The organism is Novosphingobium sp. FKTRR1, assembly GCF_020404405.1.
In the GTDB taxonomy this organism is placed as follows: Bacteria; Pseudomonadota; Alphaproteobacteria; order Sphingomonadales; family Sphingomonadaceae; genus Novosphingobium.
This window is the reverse complement of record NZ_JAIZDA010000012.1, coordinates 76,366-103,279: the sequence shown is the minus strand read 5'-3', so window position 1 is coordinate 103,279 and position 26,914 is coordinate 76,366. Positions and strand designations below refer to the sequence as shown.

At 64.9% G+C, this 26,914-nt stretch carries 25 protein-coding genes and 1 tRNA gene; 15 read left to right on the top strand and 11 right to left on the bottom strand.

Annotated features, from left to right (window positions below):
* The first annotated feature begins 7 nt into the window (after positions 1–7).
* From LDN95_RS12940 to LDN95_RS12930, 3 genes are all read left to right on the top strand, one after another.
* Positions 8–664, top strand: a complete 657-nt coding sequence (locus LDN95_RS12940; RefSeq protein ID WP_226018099.1) for an N-acetylmuramidase domain-containing protein — start codon at positions 8–10, stop codon at positions 662–664.
* Positions 661–1,005, top strand: coding sequence for an alkaline shock response membrane anchor protein AmaP (locus LDN95_RS12935; protein ID WP_226018098.1), 345 nt, complete (start codon positions 661–663; stop codon positions 1,003–1,005). The genes LDN95_RS12940 and LDN95_RS12935 overlap by 4 nt, the downstream gene beginning before the upstream one ends.
* 19 nt (positions 1,006–1,024) lie before the next feature.
* Positions 1,025–1,139, top strand: a tRNA-Ser gene (locus LDN95_RS12930).
* A 41-nt stretch (positions 1,140–1,180) separates the two neighbouring features.
* On the opposite strand, the gene LDN95_RS12925 is transcribed toward LDN95_RS12930, so the two are convergent.
* Both LDN95_RS12925 and LDN95_RS12920 read right to left on the bottom strand, forming a co-directional pair.
* Positions 1,181–4,465, bottom strand: a complete 3,285-nt coding sequence (locus LDN95_RS12925) for a PAS domain S-box protein (RefSeq protein WP_226018097.1) — start codon at positions 4,463–4,465, stop codon at positions 1,181–1,183.
* Complete coding sequence (locus LDN95_RS12920; RefSeq protein ID WP_226018096.1) at positions 4,462–5,889, bottom strand: sigma-54 dependent transcriptional regulator; 1,428 nt, start codon at positions 5,887–5,889, stop codon at positions 4,462–4,464. The genes LDN95_RS12925 and LDN95_RS12920 overlap by 4 nt, the downstream gene beginning before the upstream one ends.
* Positions 5,890–6,228: 339 nt before the next feature.
* Here LDN95_RS12920 and LDN95_RS12915 point away from each other — a divergent pair, with 339 nt between their 5' ends.
* The 6 genes from LDN95_RS12915 to LDN95_RS12890 all read left to right on the top strand — a co-directional run bounded on the left by LDN95_RS12915 (position 6,229) and on the right by LDN95_RS12890 (position 13,115).
* Positions 6,229–7,416, top strand: coding sequence for a polysaccharide biosynthesis/export family protein (locus LDN95_RS12915; RefSeq protein ID WP_226018095.1), 1,188 nt, complete (start codon positions 6,229–6,231; stop codon positions 7,414–7,416).
* Positions 7,413–8,828, top strand: a complete 1,416-nt coding sequence (locus LDN95_RS12910) for a hypothetical protein (protein WP_226018094.1) — start codon at positions 7,413–7,415, stop codon at positions 8,826–8,828. The genes LDN95_RS12915 and LDN95_RS12910 overlap by 4 nt, the downstream gene beginning before the upstream one ends.
* Positions 8,783–10,063 carry an O-antigen ligase domain-containing protein gene (locus LDN95_RS12905; RefSeq protein ID WP_226018093.1) on the top strand — a complete coding sequence of 427 codons (1,281 nt, stop codon included), beginning with the start codon at positions 8,783–8,785 and terminating at the stop codon, positions 10,061–10,063. Before LDN95_RS12910 ends, LDN95_RS12905 begins: the two co-directional genes overlap by 46 nt.
* Before the next feature lie 208 nt (positions 10,064–10,271).
* On the top strand, positions 10,272–10,826 hold the full coding sequence (locus tag LDN95_RS12900; RefSeq protein WP_226018092.1) for a heme NO-binding domain-containing protein: 555 nt from the start codon (positions 10,272–10,274) through the stop codon (positions 10,824–10,826).
* Between the two features lie 10 nt (positions 10,827–10,836).
* Positions 10,837–12,771: an ATP-binding protein gene (locus LDN95_RS12895; RefSeq protein ID WP_226018091.1), complete on the top strand. Its 1,935-nt coding sequence runs from the start codon at positions 10,837–10,839 to the stop codon at positions 12,769–12,771.
* 17 nt (positions 12,772–12,788) lie between these two features.
* On the top strand, positions 12,789–13,115 hold the full coding sequence (locus tag LDN95_RS12890; RefSeq protein WP_226018090.1) for an Hpt domain-containing protein: 327 nt from the start codon (positions 12,789–12,791) through the stop codon (positions 13,113–13,115).
* Positions 13,116–13,134: 19 nt separating this feature from the next.
* Here the strand turns inward: LDN95_RS12890 and LDN95_RS12885 are convergent, their stop codons facing one another.
* On the bottom strand, positions 13,135–14,583 hold the full coding sequence (locus tag LDN95_RS12885; protein WP_226018089.1) for a WecB/TagA/CpsF family glycosyltransferase: 1,449 nt from the start codon (positions 14,581–14,583) through the stop codon (positions 13,135–13,137).
* A 332-nt stretch (positions 14,584–14,915) separates the two neighbouring features.
* The gene (locus tag LDN95_RS12880; protein WP_226018088.1) at positions 14,916–16,097 is read right to left on the bottom strand and encodes an ATP-grasp domain-containing protein; all 1,182 of its coding nucleotides are present in this window, start codon (positions 16,095–16,097) and stop codon (positions 14,916–14,918) included.
* A 298-nt stretch (positions 16,098–16,395) separates the two neighbouring features.
* Between LDN95_RS12880 and LDN95_RS12875 the strand changes: the two genes are divergently transcribed.
* Genes LDN95_RS12875 through LDN95_RS12860 form a run of 4 tightly spaced genes read left to right on the top strand, consistent with a single transcriptional unit; the run spans position 16,396 to position 20,792 of the window.
* Complete coding sequence (locus tag LDN95_RS12875; protein ID WP_226018087.1) at positions 16,396–17,694, top strand: oligosaccharide flippase family protein; 1,299 nt, start codon at positions 16,396–16,398, stop codon at positions 17,692–17,694.
* Positions 17,691–18,671 (top strand): glycosyltransferase family A protein, encoded by a 981-nt coding sequence (locus LDN95_RS12870; protein WP_226018086.1) that lies wholly within the window; start codon positions 17,691–17,693, stop codon positions 18,669–18,671. Before LDN95_RS12875 ends, LDN95_RS12870 begins: the two co-directional genes overlap by 4 nt.
* A gap of 31 nt (positions 18,672–18,702) precedes the next feature.
* A complete protein-coding gene (locus LDN95_RS12865; protein WP_226018085.1) occupies positions 18,703–19,719 on the top strand; it encodes a glycosyltransferase family 2 protein in 1,017 nt (338 codons plus the stop codon).
* Positions 19,716–20,792: a glycosyltransferase family 4 protein gene (locus LDN95_RS12860; protein ID WP_226018084.1), complete on the top strand. Its 1,077-nt coding sequence runs from the start codon at positions 19,716–19,718 to the stop codon at positions 20,790–20,792. The genes LDN95_RS12865 and LDN95_RS12860 overlap by 4 nt, the downstream gene beginning before the upstream one ends.
* A gap of 9 nt (positions 20,793–20,801) precedes the next feature.
* On the opposite strand, the gene LDN95_RS12855 is transcribed toward LDN95_RS12860, so the two are convergent.
* The 6 genes from LDN95_RS12855 to LDN95_RS12830 all read right to left on the bottom strand — a co-directional run bounded on the left by LDN95_RS12855 (position 20,802) and on the right by LDN95_RS12830 (position 24,671).
* Positions 20,802–21,413: a pyridoxamine 5'-phosphate oxidase family protein gene (locus LDN95_RS12855; RefSeq protein ID WP_226018083.1), complete on the bottom strand. Its 612-nt coding sequence runs from the start codon at positions 21,411–21,413 to the stop codon at positions 20,802–20,804.
* Between the two features lie 95 nt (positions 21,414–21,508).
* Positions 21,509–22,252, bottom strand: a complete 744-nt coding sequence (locus LDN95_RS12850; protein ID WP_226018082.1) for a putative DNA-binding domain-containing protein — start codon at positions 22,250–22,252, stop codon at positions 21,509–21,511.
* Positions 22,249–23,076 (bottom strand): DUF692 domain-containing protein, encoded by an 828-nt coding sequence (locus LDN95_RS12845; protein WP_226018081.1) that lies wholly within the window; start codon positions 23,074–23,076, stop codon positions 22,249–22,251. Before LDN95_RS12845 ends, LDN95_RS12850 begins: the two co-directional genes overlap by 4 nt.
* Positions 23,077–23,141: 65 nt before the next feature.
* A complete protein-coding gene (locus LDN95_RS12840) occupies positions 23,142–23,411 on the bottom strand; it encodes a hypothetical protein (protein ID WP_226018080.1) in 270 nt (89 codons plus the stop codon).
* A gap of 82 nt (positions 23,412–23,493) precedes the next feature.
* A complete protein-coding gene (locus tag LDN95_RS12835; RefSeq protein WP_226018079.1) occupies positions 23,494–24,135 on the bottom strand; it encodes a DUF1109 domain-containing protein in 642 nt (213 codons plus the stop codon).
* Positions 24,136–24,137: 2 nt separating this feature from the next.
* A complete protein-coding gene (locus LDN95_RS12830) occupies positions 24,138–24,671 on the bottom strand; it encodes a sigma-70 family RNA polymerase sigma factor (protein WP_226018078.1) in 534 nt (177 codons plus the stop codon).
* A 182-nt stretch (positions 24,672–24,853) separates the two neighbouring features.
* Here LDN95_RS12830 and LDN95_RS12825 point away from each other — a divergent pair, with 182 nt between their 5' ends.
* Together LDN95_RS12825 and LDN95_RS12820 are read left to right on the top strand one after the other, a co-directional pair.
* Positions 24,854–25,129 (top strand): DUF2282 domain-containing protein, encoded by a 276-nt coding sequence (locus LDN95_RS12825; protein ID WP_226018077.1) that lies wholly within the window; start codon positions 24,854–24,856, stop codon positions 25,127–25,129.
* Positions 25,130–25,213: 84 nt separating this feature from the next.
* Positions 25,214–25,669 (top strand): DoxX family protein, encoded by a 456-nt coding sequence (locus tag LDN95_RS12820; RefSeq protein WP_226018076.1) that lies wholly within the window; start codon positions 25,214–25,216, stop codon positions 25,667–25,669.
* A gap of 39 nt (positions 25,670–25,708) precedes the next feature.
* On the opposite strand, the gene LDN95_RS12815 is transcribed toward LDN95_RS12820, so the two are convergent.
* Positions 25,709–26,914, bottom strand: coding sequence for a methyl-accepting chemotaxis protein (locus LDN95_RS12815; RefSeq protein WP_226018075.1), 1,206 nt, complete (start codon positions 26,912–26,914; stop codon positions 25,709–25,711).

Here is a 26,914-nt window from a genome sequence, read left to right as displayed (position 1 = left end):
GTTTCAAATGACCATCACAGACCTGCAACACCTGATCGGCGCGACGCCCGATGGCAAATGGGGGGCATTGTCCAAGGCGGCACTGCTAGCGCATTTTAGCGGGCGACCGGCAACGCCGCTCTCCTCGGCCGACCTGGCGGGGGCGTGCACGCGGTTGGGCTGCTCGATCCTGCAACTGCAGGCGGTGCGCGCGGTCGAATCGAGTGGTCGCGGCTTTGATGGTGGGGGCCGTCCGAAGATCCTGTTTGAGCGGCACAAGTTCCACAAGTTCACGGGTGGCCGGTTCAGTCCCGCACCGTTCAGTCTGGCACAGGCGGGCGGCTATGATGTCAATTCCTGGACCAAGCTGGCCGATGCGATCGGCACCGGGGCGGTGGATGCGGCATTCATGGCGTGCAGCTGGGGCGCGTTTCAGATCATGGGCGAGTGGTGGGATGAATGCCTGTACGCCAGCCCCTATGCGCTCGCCCACGCCTGCGCCCAGGACGAGGCGGGCCAACTGCAACTGCTGATCAAATACGTCGAGCATTTCGCGCTGCAGGACGAATTGAAGCAACTGACCAGCAACCCCGAAACCTGCCGTCCCTTCGCCGCCGCCTACAACGGGCCGCGCTATGCGGTGGGTGGCTACCATGTGAAGCTGGCGGAAAGGATGGCAGCATGAGGCTGCCGAACTGGCCGCCGCGCGACTGGCGCAAACTACTGGCGCTGCTGTTCTCGATCATGGGCGCAGTGGTATTGACCTTGTTCGTTTGGTGGGGTTCAGCGGCGCTGCTGCCCGATCAAGGCTGGACGACGGCAAGCGAGGCGGACCGGGCTAACACGCTGCGCTGGGTGCTGTGGATTGCGATCGGGGGCATCGTTGTCGTGCTGTTCGGCCTGGGCATGGCGATCAACCGGCGAACGCTGCAGGCGAAATGGGGTGACAAATCTGTGGGTTTTGATGGGGGCGAGAATAGCGACGGTGATGGTACGGGGACAGTATCGACCGAAGGCGCTGCCTGATACCGCCCGTTCTGACTTTGCGGATATTGAGCGCAAACTGAAGTATATTGCTGCAGATTAAATTATTGAAAAAACTATATATATTGCAGCTTCCCAAGCTGAATACGAGGGTTCGATTCCCTTCACCCGCTCCACTTACAGCATAGATCGCAGGAATCCGGGCTGCCGTTCGGGGTCAGGATCGCCCTGTCGATCGGGTGAGCCTGATCGCGTCCGGGCTGGTGAGCCTTGCAAGTTCGGCCGCGATCTCCGCGCTCCGCACGGGTTTGACGAGGTGCCCTTGCATACCGGCAGCAAGGCAGTCATCGATGCTTTCCTGATAGCCGTTCGCGGTGACCGCAACGATCGGAAGCATTTCTGCGGTAATGCCGCCTTCCCGCAGCAACCGGGTCGCGGTCATGCCGTCCATTCCCGGCATCTGGATATCCATCAGAACCGCCGCGAAGGGCTGCGCCGCAGCAATGGCCTCGTGGACCATCGCAATCGCCTCCTGACCAGTCCGTGCCAATGCGACATGATGGCCCAGTTTCTCGAGCATGGCGGTCACGATCATCTGGTTGGTGCGACCGTCCTCGGCCACCAGAAGACGCATCGGCGCAAGCGGTTGCAAAGTCGGCGCCGGGGCCGGCAATCGGGCGGACACGGTTGTCGCGTCCGGCAAGTTCAATCTGATCCGCAAGACCAGCGTTGTCCCGACGCCGGGCGTGCTGCTCAGGGTCAAGGTTCCGCCCATGGCCTCGGCAATCCGGCGCGAGATCGGCAGACCCAGCCCCGTACCGCCATAGCCGCTGGCGATGCCCGCCTCGGCCTGCACGAAGTCGTCGAAGACTTTTGCCTGCGACGTTTCGGCTATGCCGATCCCGGTGTCTTGCACCGCGACGACCAGCTCGTCACCCTCTGTCCTTGCGGACAGGCGAATCTGGCCTGCTTCGGTGAACTTGACGGCGTTGCCGATCAGGTTGGCGAGAACCTGGCGCAGCCGCAGGCTGTCCCCGAGAACGGACCGAGGCACCTCGGGCGCGATATCGAGATCGAGCGCCAACCCCTTGCCGACCGCGCTGGCTGTCATCAGGCTCAAGCAATCCGCCAGACAATCGTGGAGGTCGAAGGGCTCGACCGACAGTTGCAGGCGCCCGGAATCGATCTTGGCGATATCCAGAATGTCGTTGAGCAACCGCATCATGGTCGCGCCGGATTCTGAGATCAGCCGGACATAGTTGCGGCTGGTTTCGTCAAGGACGCTGTCCTGAAGAAGCTCTGCCAGCCCGATCACACCGTTCATCGGGGTGCGGATTTCATGGCTGAGGTTGGCCAGAAACTCGCTCTTCGTAGCGGCCGCCTGCTCGGCGCGGAGACGGGCCTCGATCAGATCGTTTTCGAGCAGCTTGCGCGCCGTTATGTCCCTGACCGAGGCCACGATCTCGAACGGCTGCCCCTGCCGGTTTCGCAGCAGTCGGCAATTTGCCTCAAGCCAGAGATAATCGGTGCTCGATGTCGCAGGCCGCGAACGGTAGGCCACGCTGAGATCGTCGACCGCTCCCTGCATGAGCTGGTCGAAGCTTGCGCGGACGCTGTCGATATCTTCCGGGTGAATGCGGATCAGAACCGGCATGCCGACGATTGCATGGGGATCGTGGCCAAGCACCTCGCGCACGGAAGGCGTCACATAAAGACACCGCCCGTCCAGTCCGATCCGGAACACCATGTCGTTGATGTTCTCGGTGACCAGACGCAACTCGCGCGTGCGCTGGGCCAGTTCGAGGTCGCTGGCCTTGCGCTGGGTAACATCCGTCACCGCCGCGATGTAACCGCTCAGCCGCGAGCGGCCATCGAATTCACCCGTTGCGGTAAACGTCAGCCACCGCTTGAGCCCGGCCCTGTCACAGTAGTTGATCTCGTTCTCGAAGACGGCGCCGGGTGTCATCAGCGACCGATTGATCCGGTCTGTCACTTGCGTGTTGTCGAGGCCGAGCACCTCGGCCCACGGCTTGCCGATGATCGCCCCGGCGGGCACCATTATGAGCAGCTCGATGCGCTGGTTGACATAAGTGATCAGTCCGTCGCGGTCGCAGCGCACGATACCGATCGGAGAGGTGTCGCACAGCTGGCGGAACCGCTGCTCGCTCGCTTCCAGTGCGGCCATGTAGCGCGCTTGGTCGGACACGTCGCGGATGCTGCCTGCGGTACCTTCGAACGTTCCATCCGCCGCGCGGATGATGCGTATGCTGATGTCGGCATCACGCGTCTCGCCATCGCGCCGGACATAGCTGCGCAGGATCCGCAGTTCGTCGGCATCTTCGTCGTGGGGCTGCGGGGATTGCGCCAGTCCGCCGACAAGATCGCTGAGATCGAGCACCGCTGTACCCGTTCCTTCAAGCGTGTCGGCCACCGCGTAGCCGGTTATCGCCTCCCACGCCGGATTGAGGAAAGTCCAGCGCCCCCGGGCGTCGGTGCGAAACACAACTTCCTGCATGTTGTGAAGAATCTGGGAGGTGAAGGCGAGGGTTTGCGCCAGTTCCTGTTCCAGACGGCGGCGCGCCTCCATCGACGCCGCGATCGGCAGGATGCAGCCGTAGCAGCACAGATAGGCCGTCTCGAGATAGAAATACCGGCTCTCGGCCGGTATCGCCAGCACATCGGCCGGTCCATTTCCGCTGGCTACCGCCCAGGTGGCGATCAACAAGGAAACCAGATGTGCCGCGGCGGTATCGCGGATGCCGAGCGACAGGCTGACCCAGACCAGCGCGGGACAGACGAAGAATATGTACGTGTGGCCTTCGCTCAGGAAGACCGCAGAGGTGAGCGCGCCGACAGCGGCGAAACCGGCCACGCGCCCTCGCGAGAGCAACACGGACAGATCCAGCGCCCGGTCGCCGAGCACCCCGAGAAAGATCGGCGTCGCAACGACGATGCCAAAGGCATTCGGCAGAATCCATTGGAAGGTGCGGGCGTTCGCATAGTCCGACAGGCTGGTCAGCGCGCCGGCAGTGGCCAGGGACTGAAGCGTTCCGTCGCGCAAAAGGATGACAACGCCGAAGATCAGGCTGAACAATGGCGCAATCAGAATGGCCACGACAGCAAGCTTGATCACGGCGTCAGGCCTGGTCAGGTCAAGACCGCCGGGTGCAAGTTTCCTGAGAACAGCGGAGCCGATCAGGGCCTGCGCGCCAGCCAATGCCGCGGCAAAAGCCGCGTTCGCCAAGCTGATGCCGCCCAGCATGAGGCCCAGCATCGCGGCCAGAAACATGCGCAGAATATGCTGCCATAGTACCTGTTTCCGACGTCCGGGTTGCGCCAGCCCAAACGCGGCCGCAAGCATGATCGATGGCCCCAGAACGACGGTCAGCGCACCCGAATGGCGGCGGATGAACTGCGCTTCGAGCATGGCCAGCAGAACAATCAGGCCGTCACGCGCCCAATGCGCCCGATTTGGGAACAGACTATTGGACGCCAAGGTCATGCAGCCTCGCCGCTCGCCGCCCATCGCTCGCGCTTGCGGTAAAGGGTCGATGCGCTGACCCCCAGCATTCTGGCGGCGGCGGGCAAGCTGCCGTCGGCATCCGCGATGGCGCGAGCGATGACGAGCCGCTCGATCTCGTCGAGCGTCATGCCCCGCAAGGCTGCCGCAAGATCGGGGTGCGAAGCGTTCGATCCGGATGAGGTCTCGCTCGCCAACGCCGCAGTGACCGGCAGCGGCTGCACCGCGCCGCGCTCTGCCGGAAGCGCCGCAAGCGGAAGGTCGGGGCCATCCCAGAGCACCGCGGCCCGCCGCAGCACATTTTGCAGTTCGCGCACGTTGCCCGGCCAGCGATAGGCCATCAGCGCGGCAAGCTGAGCCTGGCCCAGCGGGGCGAAGTGCTTGCCCTCCTCGCGCGCGAAGCGTTGCAGGAAGGTTTGCGCCAGTTCGGCGATGTCGCTGCCGCGTTCGCGCAGCGGCGGCATGTGCACGGGGACGACGGCAAGGCGATAATAGAGATCCTCGCGGAAGCGCCCTTCGGCCACCTCGCGCAAGGGATCGCGGTTCGTGGCGCAGACGATGCGCACGTCGACTTCATCCACGCGGCTTGTACCGACGCGCTGGACCGTTCCGGTCTGCAGGAAGCGCAGCAGCTTCACTTGCAGCGGCAGGGCCATTTCACACACCTCATCGAGGAACAGCGTTCCCTTGTGCGCCGCCTGAACGGCCCCGATGCGATCATTGACGGCGCCGGTGAACGAGCCCTTCACGTGGCCGAACAGCTCGGACTCGAGAAGATTTTCAGGGATCGCACCGCAGTTGATGGCAATGAACGCCCCGCCACTGCGCCCGGATTCGCGGTGGATGCTGTCGGCGCATACTTCCTTGCCGGTTCCGCTTTCGCCAGTGATCAGGACCGTCGCCCGGCTGCGGGCGATACAGCCGATCTGCCGATAAACTTCGCGCATGGCACTCGAGCTGCCGACAAAGCCACCGGGGTTGGCTGCGGGCAACCGGGGGTCGGCAGCCAGCGCAGGCGCACTGGTCAGGATCGTCGGCCCGGTCTCGACCGCGCTGGCGACAACGGAAATGAGCCGCTTGGCAGCCAGCGGCTTGACCAGAAAGTCATAGGCCCCAAGCCGCATCGCGTCGATCGCGCGTGACAGCGAGCCGTCTGCGGTAACCACGATGACGGGCTGTTTTGCCAGCAGATCGACGTTGGTGCGCAGCAGTTCCAGGCCATCGATATCGGGAAGCTGCAGGTCGAGCAGCAAGGCGCTGAACGCCTCTCCTTGCGCGAGGGCGCGCAGAACCGCCGCACCTGTGTCCACCACGACCGCCTCATAACCCGCCTTTTCGAGATGACCGGCATACATCAGGGCGAGAGCGGGAATGTCTTCGACGATCAGGATGCGTTTGCGAGTCATGGGCCGTACCAGCGTTTGAAGGTGTCCAGGGCCTTGAAGCAGGATGCGTGCCAATTCCCGACAAGTATGAACGGGCGCATCCGGGGAATCCCTTAGCAGTTTCTTCGCATTTTGCGCATGAAATCCTTCGCAAAATGCGAAGATCGATCGACGCAAAATGCGACGATTGCGCCTTTGCAAAACGAGAATCGGCTCGCATTCCATCAAAACCGCGGTTTTCCGACGCATTTTCGAACTGGCACGCAGATTGCCATGACCGGGCAAACCCCGGAGCTGCCCATGCCATTGATCCCTCGCCCACGACCGACCTGCACCGCCCGAGCGACGCGGACTTGCGCAATGCTGACGCTGGCGCTGACCAGCGGGTGCGCCACCATGCCACAGCCGCGCAACCTGGCCGGAGCGCAGTATCAGCCCACGCAGCATGTGCAGGCAGCCCCTGACGCGGATCGCTGCAAGGCCCCGGCGCTGCCTGCCGCACTCGGCCCCTTGTCGGCTGAACCCGCCGAGACGCTGGCCGCCTATCCCGACATTCTGGGGCCCGGTGACCGTCTGCGGGTCGACGTGAGCGGCGACCGGGATGTGCTCTCGCACGACTATGTCATCTCGGCGAATGGCAGCCTGACGATCAACGGGAGCGTGACGATCTCCGCAGCCGGACGCAGCAGCGCTTCCGTGGCGCAGGAGCTGCGCGAGCGGCTCGTGGCGGCAGGCCTGATCCGCGACATCGCCAACAACTTGCGCCTTGTCCCCACCGAACGCGCAGGCGTTGCGGTCTCGGTCGAGGGCGCGGTGTTCGAACCGGGCGTCATCGTTGCGGGCGACCGTTCGAACGAGGTGCGCGCCACAACGGTGGCCAATCCCGCTCTGGGTGATTTCAACAACGGCCGATCGCTGGCGACAGCCATCCGCGCTGCGGGCGGACTGCGGCCGGATGCCGCGCTCGATGCCGTCTACCTTGTCCGCGGCGACCGCTATGCCCGGATCGATCTCAGCCCCGTTCTGGGCGGAGTGGAAGGCAGCGACGGCAGCGGCGGCCTGCCGGTCGACCCGCAGCTTGCTCGCGGCGACCGCATCATCGTGCCATCGGCCGGCTGCTTTCAGACGCGGCTGGTCCGCCCCAGCCCGGTCACCGCGCCGGGTATCCGGGTCTACATGTCGAACCTTTCGCGCCCGGCGGCCAGCAATGCCTCGTCGGCGATCGGTCGCGATTCAACCAGCTTGCCGTATGGCACGCGCTTTCTGCAGGGTCTGATCTCGGCGAACTGTGTCGGCGGTTCGGCGATGAACGCCGGACGCAGCGCGGTGCTGATCTCGCACAATCCGTTGAACGGGCATTCGGTGGTGATTGCCCGGAAAGTGGAAGCCCTCGTTCGCGATGCCGATCGCGACGAGGTCGATCCGTACCTGATGCCTGGCGATGCGATCGCGTGCTATGACAGCACGGCGATGACTTTCGTCGATGCCGTGGGCGTCGTCGGCAATCTGCTCGGGCCGGCGGTGCTGGTGAAGAGCCTGAAGCCATGAACGCGGCGCAGGACATGATCGTCGAACGGCGCCTGATCCGCATCTGGCGGGTAGTGTGCAACGGCCTGCCATCGGTCGGCCGCTATCGGCGCTATCTCGTGATCCTTGGTCCGGTGATCGCCTCGATCTGGCTCCTGACCGTGCTTTATCTGATCGCGATGCCGCGCAGTTACACCAGCCAGTTCAGCCTGATCCTGCCCGGATCGGGCATCGGCAGTTCGATCAACGTCGAATCGATCGGACAAGCCCAGGGTACGAGCAACTCCGCCTTTGCCAGCCCCACGCTCAGCCCGACGGAAAACTACAAGCAGTTGCTGACCGCCGATGTCACCTTGCGCGCGGCCGCACGCATCGCGCATGAGAGCGAGGACGGCTTTCCGGCACCGACCATCAAGCTGATCGACCAGACCAACCTCATCTCGATCAGCATCACCGCGCATGGCGCCAAGGCTGCCCATCGCCGGGCCATGGCCCTGCAGCAAGCTTTCGTCGAGGAGCTGAGCGCATTGCGCGCAGACGAAGCCAAAAAGCGCGAGGAAACCGATCTGGCCCACCTGAGCGAGCTGTCCGAGAAGGTGAAATCGGCGCAGCGCAAGCTGATCGAATTCCAGGCCAGCCACGGGCTCGCCACCCTGGAGCAATTCAACAGCCGCATCGCTTCGGTCGATACGATCCGCGACAAGGAACGCGATCTGCGCGTGCAGATGCGCATGCAAGGCGGCACGGCCGGGCGCCTGTCGGGCACGCTCGGCGCCAGCCCCGGTAGCGCGAATGTGATCATGCGCCTCAAAGGAGACCCTGTTTTCGCCGAGCTTGCGCAGCGCTATGCCGCCGCCAACGCCGATGCCCAGCTCAAGGCCGGTACGCTTGGCCCCCAGCATAGCGCGCGGGCACAAGCCGATGCGGAAAGCGCGCAGCTGCGTGCTGCGCTGGTGCATCGCGGACAAGAGCTGACCGGCCTTTCCGAACAGGCGCTGATGCGCCACACCGATCTGCAACTGGGCGATGGCCGGTCGACCCTGATGCAGACGATGAGTGCCAGTGACGCGCAGGCGGCGGGCACGCGCAGCGCGCTTGCCGAACTCCACGGCGATCTGGCTCAGGCCCGCGCCGACGCGCCGCAATGGATCCTGCAGGCCCAGCAACTGGCCGACCTGCAGCGCGACCAGCGCGTGACCGAGGCGGTCTTTTCATCCGCGCTGGCCCGGCTTGATACCAACAAGCAAGACCCTTTCGCGTCCTATCCGCTGGTGCAGGTGCTTGCCGCGCCGTCGCTGCCCAAAGCGCCTTCGAGCCCTTCGACCATCCTCGCCCTTGCTGGCGCGCTGGCCGCGACCTTCATCACCCTCTTTGCCTTTGGACTGTTATGGCTGCGCCAACCGATCCTGCGCCGAATGCTGCAGAACGCCTGATCGCCTTCACCATCGGCGGGAGCTATTGGCTCTGGCTGGTCGGTGGGCTGTACATGGCCGGCCCGCTGCTGGGTTGGGCGCTCGCCGCCATGGCGGTCCGCGCCACCTATCTGGCGCCCGCCTTGCCGCAAGCCGAGCGGCCCGGCACCCTGCCGGTCCAGTTGTGGGCATGGCTGCTCGGCATGGGGGCGATGCTCTGCATCCTGCTGGTTGCGCACGCCAATTTCAGCTTGGGAGCCGGTCAGACGATAAAGTCGGCCGTTGGCTGGGCGAAAGGATGGGCCTTGCTCGGGCTCTTTCCGTTCGCGGGATATGCCTTGCCGATCCGGCTGAGCGTGCTGGCGCGCGCGGTGTGCCGTCTGGGGCGCCAGACGCTGATCCTGATGCCGCTGTTCCTTGCCGCCCCTTATATCCACCTGCCTTCGATCCTGTGGGTCTCGCCCTTGAAGGTTCTTGGCGGGGCAAGCGACGAGTTCTTCGCCGTCGTACTCTATACGATCGATCCTGAAATCGGCGTGGCGCGCTGGCAGTTCTTCGCGCCGTGGTCTCCTGCGGCGGGCATGGTGGCGATGATCCACTTCCTGATCGCGCGCGAAGAGCGGAAACCGGGCTGGCGCTGGATGGGCTATATCGCCAGCGTGCTGATGGCGGTGCTGTCGCAATCGCGCATGGCGCTGGTCGCGCTGGCCATCATCATCCCCATCACCATGGTGGCCGGCAGGCTGGGCAAGGCAAACACCTGGTTCGCGTTCGCCCCGATCTCGCTGCTGGCTGGCTGGCTGCTCCCGCAACTTGCGGCGCTGAGCGAACAAGGAGCCAGCAGTTTCAACGGCGCCCGCGCCTCATCATCGCGCGTCCGGGCCACGCTGGGGCGCATTGCGGTCGAGCGGTGGCAGCATGAAGCCTATTGGTTCGGCCACGGGATCGTCGAGCGGGGGCCACATCTGGTGGAATACATGCCGATCGGCAGCCACCATAGCTGGTACGGCCTGCTTTATGTGAAGGGGCTGCTGGGCGTGGTATCCTTGGGCATACCCATGGTTGCCTCGCTGATCGGCTGCGTGTTCGCGGCGACGCAAGGACGATACGGACGGCTCGCGCTGTCCATGAGCCTGACTTACTGGCTCTACAGTTTCGGCGAGAACCTTGAGGTTCTGACCTATATCTCGTGGCCCGCCCTGCTGGCGCTGGGCATCGGCTTGCGCCTTCAGGGGCAGCCAGAGCCCGCGGAATGACCTGTGCAAGCGCGTTCCTTGATGCGCGCAAGCGCGTTGCAAAACGCCAAGTCCTTCGCATTCTGCAACGACAGACGTTGCAAAATGCAATGATCTGCGAGCGAGAACGCCGCAAACGTCAACGCGCCTGCACTTTCCATGGTGTGGCATGTGACTTGCTTAACCGAACCGGAGAGCACTCCGTGACTGCTGGAACCGGGAATTTGGAATGAAGGGTGTCATCATTGCCGAACTGATCCGGTGGATGGAGCAGGCGTTCTCGCCCGCCATTGCCGACGCGGTCATTACCCGGTCCGAAGTTCCCGGCGACGGCGTCTATACGACGGTCGGCAATTATTCGCATGCCGAGGCGCTGGCGCTGATGGGCGCACTCGCCGAGATTTCGGGTGAGCCGGTTCCGGTCCTTGCCGACAGCTATGGCTTTTGGCTCGCCAGCCGGTTCATGGAGCTCTACCCCCAGATGTTCGAGGGGTATACCGACGCCGTCACCTTCCTGCGCGATGTCGACGGACAGCATCACCGCGAAGTCACCAAGCTCTATCCCGATGCGCGCACGCCCAGCATCGTGGTCGATATCGACGGCGAGGAACTGACGGTAAGCTACGGCTCGCACCGCCCGCTTGCCGACATCGCGCATGGTCTGGTGCGCGGGTACATCGCCTATTACGGCGATGATCTCGAGGTCATTCGCGACCCCGGTTCGCCCGGACCGCATGCGGCCCGTTTCCTTGTGCGGGCGCCTTCGCGCCAGCCGGTTTCGTGAACCAGCACCGATGCCCGGCACACCCCTGACACGGTATACGGTGCCAACCCCGGTCGCGATTGCGATCGAGCCCGCCGACAGCGCAGCGCAGATTGCCTTGCTCGAACGGCGGCTGGCCCGCGCCGAGGCTGCGCGGGCGGCAGCAGAAGATCTGCTCGAACAGAAAAGCCGGGTACTCGCGGCTGCCAACACCGAACTGACCGCCCGCAAGGAAAGTCTGAGCACCAGTCTTGAGCGGCGTACGCGCCAGTTGCTCGATGCCCAGCGCGTTGCCGGGTTCGGCACGATGCTGTGGGACATCCGCAGTCGGCAGCTCGAGTTGTCTCCGCAAGTCCAGGTGATGATCGGGCTTGAGCCAGGATCGGCGGTCAAGACCTATCGGTCGCTTGTGCGGCGGCTGCTGCGCGAAGACCGTCGTCGGATGCTGCACTGGATGAACCGCGAGCTGCTGGCCGGACTGACGAACGGCCGTTGCGAACGGTGCGAAGGACGGGCCGATCAGGCTCAGACCGGTTCGTGCGAGGAATCCTTGCGCGAATACCGCATCGAGGTGCGCTGCCCCAATGGGGACGTTGGCGACGACGTGCGTTCGCTTTGCGTGATGGCGCAGTTCCAGATCGACAGCCAGTGCCGCCCGGTGATGATCTTCGTGACCGTGCAGGACATTACCCGCCAGGTTCGTGCCGACAACGAGGCGGCAACCTTGCGCGCCAGAGAACTGCAGCGCCTGCAAGACCTCGAGAAGCTGAACGAGGAACTGCTGATCGCGCGCGAGCAAGCCGACATTGCCAACGATGCCAAGTCGCGGTTTCTCGCGATGATGAGCCACGACATCCGCACGCCGTTGAACGGGGTGATCGGCATGTTGAGCCTGTTTGACGAAAGCACCCTGACCGCCGAGCAGAAGCGGACGCTGGCGCTGGTTCGCTCCAGCGGCGACCAGTTGCGCGTGCTGCTGAACGATATCATCGATCTCGCCCGTGCCGAAGCCGGCAAGCTGACGCTCAGCCCCGGCCCGACCAATCTGGTCGACGTGCTGACGGATGGGGCGGACTTCTGGCGGCATCTCGCAACGGAAAAGAGCCTCTCGCTCGAAATCGTGCTGGCGCGCGACACCCCCTGCTGGATCGATGCCGACAGCGTGCGGCTGCGCCAGCTGATCGACAACATGCTCAGCAACGCGATCAAGTATACCAGCGAAGGCGGCGTGATGCTCAAGACGCGCGTGCTGCCACAACGGCGGCTCCGCATCGAAGTCGTCGATACCGGCATCGGCATCCCCGCCCATCGCCGGGCCGAACTGTTCACCGATTTCAGCCAGCTCAATCTGCTGGGCAGCGAGCCCGGCGGTGCGGGGCTGGGCCTCGCCATCTGCCAGCGCATCATCGAGGTCATGGGCGGCACGCTTGGCGTGGATGACGCCGGACGCGGCAGTTGCTTCTGGTTCGAGATTCCGGTTGCCGAAATCCCCGTGCCCAAACGGGTCGCAAACCCGGTCGTCCGGTCCTTCGCGGGACCGGACGGCCGGACACCACGCGTGCTGGTTGCCGAGGATCTGGCCACGAATCGCATCGTCATCGAAGGTTGCCTGCGCAAGCTCGGCTGCGAAGTCCGGGTGGTGGAAGATGGGCAACAGGCCCTCACCGCCGTGGAATCGGGCGACGCGTACGATCTGGTGCTGATGGATATGGCGATGCCGGTGATGGACGGGCCCGAAGCCACGCGCCGCATCCGGGCGCTGCAAGGTGCGCTCTGCGACCTGCCGATCATTGCGCTCACGGCCTTCACCCGGCCGGAGGAACTTGCTCCGATGATGGCAGCCGGGGCCAACGACAGCGTGGCAAAGCCCATCGTGATCGAAGATCTCTATCGCGCCATGAGCAAGGCACTGGCCTTTCCCGTCGCAAGCGGTAACGCGCATCGGTTCATAAACTCATCGCATTGACACAAGGCAGGGTGTGCATGGACCTGATCGATCCCGAACTGACGCTGAGCCAGTTTGAAGCGCTGCCGCCCGAGATCGTGGCCCCTCTGTGCGAGGCGACTGCAACGGATCTGCGCGATTGGGGTCAGCGTCTGCTCGACGCTGTGGCTGGGGATGATCCCGATGCAATCCGGCGCGCGCGCCATTCGCTCAAGGGACTTTGCGGCAATTTCGGGGCAAGCGCCGTGATGCGGTGCGCCGATGGCGATCTGCAGTCTGCCGACGCGCGCGCCCGCTTTCACGAATGCATCGAAGCGACGATCGCCACCATTCTGGCGCTCGCCGCTCCGCTTATCCCGCAATAGACGCCGCTCCGCGCGATTCTCAATAGGCGCCGCGTGCCGTGATCACGGCGGGCACGGTACGCACGATCAGCGCCAGATCCGCCAGGATCGACCGCGAGCGCAAGTACTTCACGTCCAGTTCGACCTGCTGCTCGAACGGAACGTTGGCGCGCCCGCTGACCTGCCAGGTACAGGTAAGGCCGGGCTTGCCCATCAGGCGTGCACGGGCATCCGGCTGATAGCCGACGACTTCGCGGGGCAAGGCCGGGCGCGGTCCGACGACCGACATGTCACCGGCAAAGATGTTGATCAGTTGCGGCAGTTCGTCGAGCGACAGCCGGCGCAGGGCAGCGCCGACCCGCGTGACCCGGGGATCGTGCTTCATCTTGAAGCACGTGCCATCGCGCTCCGAGCGTTCGCGGATGGCGGCCAGCCGGGCCTCGGCATCGATCACCATCGAGCGGAACTTCCACATCCGGAATGGCCGGCCATTGGCACCGATGCGCGTCTGGCGGAAGAACACCGGCCCGCCATCCTCAAGCCGGATCGCCGCACTCACCAGCAGCAGCAGCGGCGCCAGCAGCAGCAGCGCCATTCCCGCCGCGATCCGATCGATCCCGTGCTTGAGGGCGAGCGACGCCCGACCGGAGAGATCGCGCGCCTGCCAGGCATGAAGTACGGACGCGGCAAGGAAGAGCGGATTGCCGAGCACATAGCGCACGAACAGACGGCGCGGCTCTTGCGCCAGACGCCAGATCCATTCGCAGCCGATCTTGCGCAGCGCGGCAGGCGCACGCGGGATCGAGCCCGAGTAATAGTCGAACAGGCCGCCCACACCCATCACCACCCGCGCCATGAGGCGATCGCGGATACGGTCGATCCAGATTTCCTGCGTCGGCACGCCAAGCCCGACCAGCACGATGGCTGCACCCGAGGCATTGATCTGCGCCACCACGCGGTCTTCCTCGCTCGCGCTCCAGTAACCGTGGCGGGTTCCGGCCACCTGAAGCGCGGGGTAGCGCTCCTGCATGGCCTGTGCCGCCGCCGCAGCGATGCCTTGCTTGCCGCCAAGCAGAAAGATCGACTGCCCGCGTTCGGCGGCGCAGCGGCAAAGCTCGGGAAACAGGTCGGTACCGTTCAGGTTTTCACCCAGCGAGGTTCCCGCCAGACGGGCCGCGATGGTCAAGCCGCTGCCATCGGGCAGCAGGAAGTCGGCGCGGTCCAGAACCTCGCGGTAGGTGCGGTTGGTCTGCGCGACGTTGACGCAATGGGCATTGATGAACTGCACCGTGGCACATTCCCCGGCCTTGGCCATGGCAACCAGTTCTTCGGCGACATGGGCGCGGGTAGAGACCATCAGCTCAAGCCCGAACAGCCGCGCACGCGGGGTCTGGCGCAGCGTATCGCCGAACGGCTTGCGCCGCGCAGCAGGCGTGAAGCGGGCGTCGGGCTGACCGGAGTAAGTCTCGAAATCAAAGCGCTTGAGCATGGGATGTGTCCTGCATTGTGATGCAGGGCTCAACGCAGATATTGTGCCAATATGGATTCTTCAACTCTTTCAGAGTCTTGCGCAATTTTTGGGCGGGAGGAGACGATGAAGCATGGCACTATGCAACGTCCCGACCTTTGCACTTCGCACTGCACGTTGCGAAATGGCAAGGTCAGTATTGTTAAAAAACAGATAGATATTCCGAACGGACGCAAGGCAGCACGATGCCCACCCAGCCGCGCAGGCTGAGTGGGCAGGAAACATGATCGTGCAGCCGGGAAGCGTATCAGGTCATCATTTGAAAACCAAAATGGTACATTATAAGTGCCCGATCATGCCGCAAGGCGGGCTGGTCGGTCGGTCCCTTTGGCCGATGTCCGGTTGGCGACATGGCGGATCAGACCGGGATCTTCATCGGGCATGTCAAGGATGCCGCCCTCCAGATGCAGCGCGCGATCGAGCGCATGGGGAAACAGCACGACGTCCAGATTGCGGTCGGGAAACAGCGGCTCGCCTGGCTGGATCTCGCCGTTCAGCACGCGGGCAAAGGCTGCGGCCAGATCCACACCGATATGGCGGCCCAGATGATGGACCGGCACCGGACGCGGATTGCACTCGATCAGCACTGGCTCGCTGCCATCATCCGGGACCATGAAATCGAACGAGGCGAAACCGGTCAACCCGAGCGCCGCCACCATCTTGCCGACGGCGTCGGCCATGGACCGATCATGGCCAAGCCGGACCGAAGTGCTCGGCCCATAGGGGTGGATCTTTGCCAGCCGCACACCACACAACCCGCCGATCAGACGGCCCTGCCAGGCCAGCACACTGAACATTGCGGTGCTGCCAGCGATGCCGGACTGGACATCCATGGCCGTGACCGCCGGATACCAATCGCGGCCAAGTACCCTGCGAACGAGACGGCGGACCATCATGCCGCGTGGGCGCGCGGCCTTGCAGGCTGCGCGCAAGGCCTTGGCATCGTCGCACTTTGCCACGCCAAGGCCGGCCCAGCTGAAGGACTGCTTGAGATAGACCGGGTAACCCATGCGCTCGCCCGCACGGTGGGCTTCACCGACCGACGCCACGGTCACGCTTTGCGGCACGGAAATGCCGAGCGTTCGCGCGAGCGCGATCGTGTCGGACTTGAAGAGGCTGGCGGCAAACATGCGCGGATCGCCCAGCGACGCGGCGATCACGGCCCTGGCCTCTGGCCCGATCAAGGACGCGCAGCGCCCCTTGGCAAAGGCCTGAAGCAGGATCACGGCCTGCTCGTCTCCGGGGATGATGAGCTTGGGCGGCGCGGCCTTGATCGCTGCGGCCAGCGCCTTTGCGATGGAGCGAATATGGCGCGAGCGCGGCAACACATGCTGCGCATCGAGAAAAGCGCTTTGCGCAAGGATGTTGTCGCTGGGGCACAGCGCCGCCACGGACAGGCCCGCGTTGTGCAGCATCTGCGGGAAGCGCGCCGGACCGAAGCGTCCATCTTCGATCGCGAATACAAGAATGTCCATGTCGGCACCTTTTTGAAGGGAGCGTGCTGATGACGCACGCGGTTCAAAGCAGATGCCGTGCCATTTCTGATTATGGCTTTTTTTCAGTTCTTTAGGTGCAACCGCCTGCCAAGGGCATTGCATTTTGCAAACGCCGGGTACGTTTTTGTGCATTCTGCGGCTGCACCCGGCAATGCCCTTTGCACATTGCACAGGACCAGCAGGGCGTGGCGATCCCGCCCCGCAGGAATACGGGCTTTCCCCTAACTGGCACGCTCCTTGATTAAGCTTGGGCATTCCCCGTTGCGGAGAGCATCCCTTGCCATTGCGCCTGATCCAGAAAGCCGAAAACCACATCGGACCGCACTTCGCGCAGTTGGCGCGGGGTCTGGGCAGTTATGGCAGCGCGGAAGTGGCCACACGCATCGTGCGGCTGCTGACAACGGTGGTCATCGCGCGCAGCCTTGCGCCCGAGATCGTGGGCGAGGCCGCGCTGGCGCTTACCGTGTTCGAATTGGTCCGCGTGCTCGAACGGATCGGCACCGGTCAACAGATCGTGCAGGCCAAGGCGGACGAACTGGCGGCGACCTGCAATTCGGTCCAGCGGTTCTATGCTGGCTGGACCGGTGCGTTGATGATCGTGCAACTGCTGGTGGCGGCGCTGCTGGCGCTGGCATTCCATCGGCCGACCGCTGGCGCCATGCTTGCCGTCCTCACGCTGGTCTATCCCTTCATGGCGGGCGGCCACGTACAGTTCTATCTCGCCATGCGTGCAGGACAAGTAGCCCGCCTCGCGCGGATCGGGGCGTGCCAGTCCATCGCCGATCAGATCCTCACCGCGGCACTGCTCCTCCTCTGGCCCAATGCCTGGTCCATCGTCCTGCCCAAGCTGCTGACCGCACCGATCTGGCTGATCCTTGCACGCCGCGCCGCGCCCTGGCGGCCTGATCGCGCTGCAGGGCAACTCCCGGCTTCGCGGATGCTGCGCTATGCCGGCCCGATCATGCTGGCCGACGGGATGACCGCCCTGCGCACGCAAGGCGACAACCTGATCATCGCCGCGCTGCTGGGCACATCGGCGCTGGGCACATACTACTTCGCATTCAACGCCGGTGTCGGGATTGTCAGTTCGCTGGTGACCGCGTTCGGTTCGGTCGCCTTCCCGATGCTTTGTGCGGCGAAAGTCGGCGCAGCCCGGATGGGTGTGCTGCGCCGCCTCGTGATCGGCGGTGCCGCCGTGTTCGTGCCGATCGTCGCGCTGCAGGCGCTGGCCGCGCCGCTTTACGTCCCACTGGTGTTCGGTGCGCACTGGGCCTTCGCCGCCCCGCTCATCGCCATCCTGTGCCTTGCCGGGCTGCCGCTGCTGGTCGCGCAGATCACCGGCTGCTGGCTGCGAGCCGAAGGCCGGGTGGGCATCGACGCCGCAAACAGCACCCTGACGTGTGCGCTGGCACTGGGCGGACTGTGGCTTGGTGCGCACTTTGGCGGACTGATGCTCGCCGTCATCGGCCTGATCGCGGGCCAGACCGCAGGGGCACTGTGGAACGGCGCGCGCATCCTGCTTCCGGCCCTCGACCTGCCTCGTCGCCACGCCCTTCGTTCGGAGTTCGGCTCATGATTCTGCCTGATTTCCTGCCTGCCGGTTCGCCCGACGCATACGTCGACATCGTCCCGGAAATCTCGGTCATCGTTCCCGTCTACAACGCTGCCGCCACGATTGGCGCGACGATCGCCTCGGTCCTCGACCAGACGTTTCGCCGTTTCGAGATCGTTGCCGTCGATGATGGATCGTCGGATGAAAGCCTTGCCGTCCTGCTCGGCCTTGCCGCGCAGGATTCGCGCATCCGGGTCATCTCGCAGCGCAATGGCGGGGTGTCCTCAGCCCGCAACCTGGGAGCCGAAACAGCAATGGCGCCTCTGATCGCGTTCCTCGATTCCGACGACTTGTGGGCCCGCGACAAGCTGGCCTGCCACGTCGCTCTGCACCGCGCAGCGCCCGAACTTGCCGCAAGCTATGCCCGGATCGCGTTCATCGCGCCGGACGCCGACACGCTGGACGGCGCCCGGACGGTTTCGACCCTGACCCGCCACGCCCCGGCGCTTGCCGATCTGCTGGGCGAAAACCCGGTATGCACCGCGTCCAATCTTGTCGTGCGCCGTGACTGGTTCGCGCACATCGGCGGTTTCGACGATCGCCTCAACTTTGCCGAGGATCAGGAGTTCGTCGCTCGGCTGGTTTCGCGCGGCGGAAAGGTCGATGGCATAGACAGCGTCTTGACCGGCTATCGCTTCAGCCCGGACGGGCTGTCGATGGACCATGCGCGGATGCACGCTGGCTGGCGGGTTCTGGTCGATCGCTACATCGATGACGCCGCGATCCGCGCTTCGCTCGAAGCCCTGTACAGCCGCTACCTCGCGCGGCGCGTGCTGCGCTCGGGGGGAAGCCCTGTCGAGGCATTGCGCTTCGTCCTGCGCGGCCTTCGCCTTGATGCGCGCAGCTTCATGGCAGAGCGCCAGCGGGGCCTTGCCACCGTGCTGGCAGCCTGTGCCGCGCCGCTGATCCCGGCAGCCCTGCGCCGCCGCCTCTTCGCCTGAAAACCCGCCCGTCAGCCAGAAAGCCTGAGCCATGATCTCCTCAATCACGAACACCCGGTCCGCTCCGCGCGTTTCGGTCGTCATGCCCGTCTACAATGTCGAAGCCTATGTCGCCGAGGCGATCCGCTCGGTGCTGGCGCAGACTTTCACCGATTTCGAGCTGATCATCGTCGATGATGGCGGTGCCGACGCATCGATGGCCATCTGTCGGTCATTTTCCGACTCCCGGATCACCATCGTGGCGCAGCACAACCGCGGCCTTGCTGGCGCACGCAACACCGGTATCGCCGCTGCCCGGGGCGAATACGTCGCGCTGCTCGATTCCGATGACCGCTGGCTGCCCGAGAAGCTGATGCTGCATGTCATCCACCTCGACAATGCTCCTGCCATCGGGGTGAGCTTCGCGCCATCGCGCTTCATCGACGGCGCCGGGCAACCGCTGCGCATCGTCCAGCGGCCGAAATTGACGGCCATCTCCGCTCAGGACATCTTCTGCCGCAATCCGGTCGGCAACGGGTCGGCACCGGTGCTGCGGCGCACCGCGCTCGATACCGTCGCCTTTGCCCACCCCGATGACCGGACCCGCCCGTGCTGGTTCGATGAAACGCTGCGCCAGTCGGAAGATATCGAGATGTGGCTGCGGCTCTCGCTGATGGGCAAGGTGCGCTTTGAAGGGATCGCGCCGGTGCTGACCGAATACCGCATCGGTGGCGGCGGGTTGTCCGCGCAAATCCTCAGGCAGTATGAATCCTGGCAGGGCGTGGTCGCGCGGATGGAACGTTATGCGCCGCAATTCACCGCGCGCCATGTCGATCGCGCGCGCGCCTATCAGTTGCGCTATCTGGCGCGTCGCGCGATCCAGCTTGGCGATGCCGGGATGGCCATGGTGCTGCTGCGCGGGGCACGCGCCAGCAGCATCCGGCCTTTGCTGGAAGAGCCGGTGAAGTCACTGACCACGCTGGCAGCGGCCATTGCGGGGCGCATGATCGGGCCTGACCGGTTTGCCCGGTTCGCCGGGCACGCAGCAGGCGGGCAGTTGGTCGCGTGACGTTCGCCGAACCACAGTGCAACCGCATCCGGATTGCCAATCTGCTCGACGATTGTTCGCTGGGCGGGGTCACGCGCGCGCTTGGTGTGTTCGAAACGGCGCAATTGTGCCGGATTGCCGAACCGACGACCATCGTCCTGCCGCCGACCACGATCGTGGCGCCGCGCATCGCAGCCGACGTGATCATCACGCATTTCCCGCCCAACTGGCGCCGACTTGCGCTGCTTGCGGGGCTGAAACTGCGCAATCCCAAGGCGCGCATCGTCCATGTCGAGCATAGCTATACCCGCGCGTGGGAAGCCCTCCATGTCCCGGACCGGCCGCGCTTCCGGGCGATGCTGTGGCTGGCGATGCGGCTTGTCGACCAGATCGTGTGCGTCTCGGTCGCGCAAGCAGAGTGGCTGCAGGAAGCTGCGGGAATCGACGCCAGCCGGATCACCGTGATCCACCCTTATGCCGAAAACCCCGGACTTGCCGAATTGCCCTTGCCTGTGCCGAACCAGCGCTTGCGGATTGGTGCCTATGGCCGGTTTTGCGAGCAGAAGGGGTTCGACAGCCTGATCGCCGCTTTCCGCAACGGCTGGTTTGCGAATTGCGACCTCATTCTGGGCGGGTTCGGCGCGGATGAGGCGAAGCTGCGGGCTCTGGCAGCCGATTGCCCGGCAATCCGCTTCTCCGGCAAAGTCGCATCCGTGGCCCGGTTCCTGCAATCCTGCGATGTGATCGCTGTGCCATCGCGTTGGGAAGCGTACGGCATGGTTGCCAACGAAGCGCGCGAGGCCGGACGGCCCATACTCGTCGCGCGGGTCGATGGACTTGTCGAGCAAGCCACAGGCGCCGGGGCCGTGGTCGATTTCACCGATCAGCAGTCGATCGCAGTGGCGCTTTGCGATCTTTGGGTGGGAGATTTCAAGGAGATTGCAGAACGCGCCCGCGACACGACACACAATTGCCATCAGCTCCGCCAAGCGCAATGGACCGCGCTCTTGCGATCAGTCGCCGGAGCGTCGCCTGCGCGGGATCGTGGCTGTGCAAGGCATCTTCGGCCAGCCGCGCCTGTCGCGCAGCGATAGTGGTCCGGCTTACGGCGCCGCACCTTTCATTTCCGCGTTTTCGGCTTCGAGTTCGGCGATCCGGGCGCGCAGGCGCGTGATCTCGGCCGCAACGTCGGCCGCGTCGATCTTTTGCGGGATGTGCTGCGGGCAGTTGGTATCCCACGCCTCGACGGTGAACACGATCGCCTGCTCGGGCCGGGCGCGATAGCCTTCGGGCATCAGGCGCGCGATCAGGGCGCCATCATCCAGGACATGCGCGCGGCCCCAGACCTTGATCCGCCGACGATGCGCATAATCCATCAGGAACAGGAACGCCTTGTCGTTCTCGGCAAGGTTTCCGGTGGAGATGTACTGCTTGTTGCCGGTGTAATCGGCAAAGCCGAGCGTGTGGTCGTCGAGCACCCGGATGAACCCCTTGGGTCCGCCGCGATGCTGGGCGTAAGGTTGTCCGAGCACGTTGGTCGTCGCCAGATAGGCGGTGTCGACCTCTGCCAGGAACGCGGCAAGATCGGCGTCGATGGCGGTACGAAATCCGCCGCGCGCCTCTTGCCGCGCATAGGCTTCGCGCGAGCCGCGCGCGCTCTGGATGTTCTTTACCGTGGGCGTGAACGCGATGTCGCTGGCGGGGGGAACGGGCATGGCCTTCACACCTTTCCTTGCGGGTTCGACTGCTTTGCTGGTCAATCTGGCACAGTCTGCCCGAACTTGCCCGCGCTGGGCAGGTTTCATTTCGATCAGAGCGCGGCCAGCGCGCCGTCCGCCACCCACCGACCCAGCCATGCGCCCGCAAGCTGCACGCCTTGCGCCTCGCCATGGGCATCGACCAGCCGCGCGCAGATCGCCGTGAATGTCGCCCCGCCAAGCAGCGTGGGCGCAACCTCTGCCTCCTGCGGGTCGAGCGCGCGGAAGCAGGCAATGTCCTCCTGACGCCAGACCAGCACACGCACCGGTTCGGCAAGGAGCGCACGAGGCGGCGGTTCGCGGTTTGCCGCAAGCGCCGACCAGATCGCGGGCGCATTGCTGGCGAGCGAAAGCAGCCGTGCCGTCGGCACCCAGCGCAGCACCGCCCGATCCCAATCGACCTGCGGCACATCGCCCAGCGCCAGCGCCGCGCCGTCGGGTCCGACAAAGGCGTCGGTCAGTGCCTGCTCAAGCATGGCCAGTTCTCCCACTTCGGTGTCGTCGGGCAGTGCCTGCGCCAAAGCTTGCGGGAAATACGCCGCATAGTGATCGAGCGACCAGCTTTCGGGCGGGCGCGCGTCGATATGCGCTGCCGCGATGGCGTGAAACAGCTCCGGCCCGATCCATGCCAGCGTCTTGGCAAAGCTTTCCTCAAGGCAGGCCATCAGCGCGCAGCGGTAGTTGTTCTGATAGACCAGCAGACCGGGCGCGGCATCGGGCGAAAAGCGGGACTGTGCTTCATCGCTGCCGGTGACGAGCCAGTCGCGGAAATCCTGCTGGAGCGCGGACAGGCTCATGCCGCGACTTTCGGCAGCGCCAGCGCGCGGGCCATGTCGAGTTCGGCGAGCAAGTCGGACAGCGGCGGAATGTCATCATCGCGCTCGATCATCACCGCAACCGGCCCGACGCGCTCCATCACCCGCGCAAACAGCGCCCACACCGCAGGCGGGACAGGCCGGTCATGCGTGTCGATCAGCAGGTTTTCGCCCTGTGTGTGCCCCGCAAGGTGGATCTGGCGCACGCGGTCAAGCGGCACGCCGGCGATGTAGTCCAGCGGATCGAACCCGTGATTGACCGCGCTGACGTGGATATTGTTCACATCGAGCAGCAGGCCGCAGCCGGTCCGCGCGGTGACTTGCGCCAGAAATTCCCACTCGGTCATCTGCGATTGCGCAAAGGTGATGTAGCTGGAGGGGTTCTCCACCAGCATCGTCCGGCCAAGCGCCTCCTGCGCGCGGTGCAGGTTGGCGCACACCAGGTCGAGCGCCTCGGTGGTATAGGGCAGCGGCAGCAGATCGTGCGAATTGAAGCCGGGCGCGCGCGACCAGCTGAGGTGGTCGGACACGAACAGCGGATCGATCGCATCGACCAGCGCGCGCAGGCGGGCGAGGTAATCGGGGTCGAGTCCTTGCGCCGAGCCGAGCGACATCGACACGCCGTGCAACGCGACCGGATGGCGCTCGCGCACACGCTGGAGGATGTGCCGGGGCCGTCCGCCCGCGATCATGAAGTTTTCCGAAATGACCTCGACGAAATCGACCGGAACCGCGCCTTCCAGAAAATCGGAATAGTGCGGCTTGCGCAAGCCGAGGCCGAAGCCGGAAAACGACGGAAAGGTCATGGGCTGCTCCGCAAGCACGATGCCGTCACCCCACCTGCAGGGCGACGGCATCGACGGCCTTGGACTTACTTGGTTTCGGTCAGGCTGCCGCCTTCGGCCTTGCACTGCTTGATGGTCAGCGTCTTGAAGCCCTGCCCCTTGCATTCGTTCTGGCCCTTGCAGTCGTGACCGAACGATTTGCAGTCCGAGGTGCCCTTGCAGGTGTTGACGCCATAGCAATGGACCTCGGCCGTGTCCTTGGTGGCGGCCATCGCCGGGGTGGCGACGGCGGCGGCGGCAACGGCGATCACGGCGGCGCTGGCGGCGAAAGTAAGACCGGAAGAAAGCGTGTTCATCGGATGGCTCCTGAATGTCATGTGCCGGGTGCGGCACCTGCTATTCGGGCTGACCGAAACGATGGTTACAGCCCTGCACGAATTACCAGCGCAACAGGCGCGGCCCCACGAACGCGCCGACCGAGGCCGCCATGCCGATGCCCAGCGTGTACCAGGTCAGCACGAAGATCGCCGACACCTCGGGGCAATGCAGGCAATAGAGCGTGGCGGCCCAGGCCCCGGCGGTCAGCCCTGCGGTGGCGCCCGCCGCGCGCAGCCGCGTTGGCGCCAGACTGCGGAACGACCACAAGAGCCCGCCAAAGATCGGCAGCGACAGCAGGAACACCCGCGCCGAGCAGATACTCCAGCTTTGGCCCAGCCACATCGCCAGCCACTGCGCCGATGGCACATGGCTCATCTCGAACACACCGATCGCGGCGAGGGCCAGCACCGGCAGCGCCATCACCCACAGCCAGCCAGCCGCATCCCCGTCGGGGCGGGCAAGACGCGCCGTCGCCGCGACCGCGCAAGCCCCGAGCGACAGCGTATAGCCCCACTTCATCCAGAACGAATAATGGCGGATCGCCGTGGCCAGATCGGGATTGAAGCCCAGCCACAAGGCGACCAACAGGAAGGTGCCGAGCGCTCCTGCGGCGATACCGGCAACCAGCCGCCGACCGACGGCGCGGCGCGGAACCGGAGGCGTATCGCGCACAAGGGCTTCGATGAGTTGGTCGGTATTCACTGTCATTCGCCTCTGATCCGGGCCGCCAGCGCTTTCAGGCCGCGATGCACCGATACCTTGATGTCCGATTCCCCGATGTTCTGACGGGCCGCCGCTTCGGCCGTGCTCAGCCCCTCGATCCGGGTGGCGCGAATGGCATCGGACTGCTTGGTCGGCAGATCATCCAGCAGCCGGTCGATGTCCATCCGGGCACCGCTGGAATCCTCGAACCCTTCGGCCACGAGAATGTCCTCCAGCCCCTCGATCGTGCAGGTCCGTCCGCTTTTGCGGAAATGGTCGATCATCTTGTAGCGCGCGATCGCGAACAACCAGCCGCCGAATGGTCGTTCCGGATCGTAGGTGGCGCGGCGGGTGTGCACCGCGATCAGCGTTTCCTGCACCAGATCGTCGATATCGCTTTGGCCATGTTGCATGCGACGCCGGTAGAACGCCGTGACGATCGGGACGATCGCGCGCAGCAGCCGCGCCTGTGATGCGGCGTCGCCGTTCAGGCCGCCGATCATCCACGCCTTAAGCTGTGCTTCGCCTGCTCGCATAGTGCCTTCGCGTATCCTTACGTGCAGCCAGGGCGATTGGTTACACGGCGGGGCGCCGCGCGACAAAAACATATTCTGTAACCGGATGCCGCATTCCTCCGAAAGGCGTTGCGTCAACCGGGTCGGATCATCGGCACGGCGACATCGATCCGGTTTCCCGATTCATCCACAGGAGCACGACCATGAACTTTGCCCAAGCCGCCGCCGCCGCACTGACCCTCGCTGCCGCCGGAGCCATCTCGGCAACTGCCGCCCATGCGGCTGACGCCCCCAAGACCGAAAAGTGCTATGGCATCGCGCCCGCCGGCAAGAACGACTGCAAGGCCGGTGCCGGGACCAGCTGCGCCAGCACGTCGGTCAAGGACTATCAGGGCAATGCGTGGAAGGCCGTGAAGATCGGCACCTGCACCACTACCAAGACCCCGCACGGCTTCGGCTCGCTCACCCCCAAGGCCTGAACGCACCCAAGGCCTGAACGCACCCGTCGCTCGCCGTTGCTGACGGCCGAGCGACGGACCTGCCCAGTGCTGGAGAAAGACCCGATGCAAGCCCTGATCGCTGTCCATGGCAAAGCCGCCGCGCTTGCCCGGCGCCTGTTGCCCGAATCGCTGCTGCTGCTGGTCGCCCGGTTGGGAGCCGCTTCCATCTTCTTCATGTCGGGCCGCGCCAAAGTGGAAGGCTGGTTCACCATCACCGACGGCACGTTCGATCTGTTTGCGACGGACTATGCCCTGCCGCTGATCCCGCCGCACATCGCGGCTTATGCAGCGACGATATCCGAGCACCTTTTTTCGGCGCTGCTGTTCTTCGGCCTGTTCACCCGGATCGGCGCGCTGGGCCTGCTGGGCATGACGTTCGTGATCGAGGTATTCGTCTATCCCGACGCCTGGCCGACCCACATGAGCTGGGCAGGCCTGTTGCTGCCGCTGCTGGCCAAGGGCGGCGGCTCGCTCTCGCTCGACCACCTGCTGGGAGGCAAGACCGGCGCGGGGCGCTGATGCCCAGCCGCTCAGGTCCGGCCGCTCAGGTCCGGTCGCTCAGAACAGTTCGATGCGGGGAGCGAGGTCTGTCTGGACATCGTCTCCGGTCACTTGCGCATGCGCCGCGCGTTGGCTGTGCATGACATAGCGCGATTGCTGCGCCTGCAACCGCTCGTCGAGCGACGGGGCGGGCGGGGGCTTGCCCAGCCGCGCCGAGGCCACGCTGTCGCACACGTGATCGCCCAGTTCGCCGATCGCCTCGCCGACTTGCTCAAGCCTTTGGCAGATCACGTCCTGAAACTGCACGTGTCCCAGAATGGTCGACAGCCGCTCGACCATCTGACGGTGGCCGCCATCCATCGACTGGATCATGGACGAAAGCTCCTGCCCCGCCGTCGCCAGGTTGCCCTGAATCTCGTTCAGTTCGCTGATCAGCCGGTCAAGCTCGCAGCTCGATCCTTCCGCCTGCGGCCGAGCGCGGTCGAGTTCCTCGTGCATCCGGCGGGTGAACGTGGCGATCCCCGCGCCGATCTCTTTCGAGGCGTTCTGCGTCAGCTTGGACAGCGCGCGCACTTCACCGGCAACCAGCGCGAAGGCCGCCCCCGCAGACCCGGCGCGTGCGGCTTCGACTGCCGCGTTGATCGACAGGAAATAGGCCTGGTCGGCAATGGCCGCCATCGTGTCGATGATCGGGCGCAAGGACTGGAATTCCTGCGCAAGCTCGGACAGGCTGTCAAAATTGGTGCGGATCTGGGCGGTCCGTTCATCGAGCGTCGCCTGCAGATTGCCGATGATCTCGCGCGGTCGGGCGCTGGACCGGGCCAGCGCCTCGCTGCCATCGAGCGAGGCATGCATCCGGCCGATCTGGTCGCGCGCCTGCCCGTTGATGGCGTCCACTTCGTGAATGACCAGCGCGATACCCGCTTCGGCGTCGGTCTTGACCCCCTCGATCTGGCGCAGCAGCGTCTCGACATAGACCGGTACCGCGCCGAATTCGGCATCGAGCGCGCGCAAGGCCGAGCGGGCGGGCTGATCGTTGTCGACAACCAGCACTGGCTGCGGCGGTGCGGCGGCGGCCCAGCCAGTATCCTCGTCCGCGTCGTCCTCCGCTTCCGGCCGCGTCTCATGCTCTGTAGCGGGGCCTGATCGCACCACTTGCCTGCGCCCGGCGCGGAACGCGAGCGCATGGGTGCCAGCCAGCACCAGTGCGGCACCGCCCAGGCTCAAGCTTGCGGGCCCCAGACTTGCAAGAAGATCGATCAT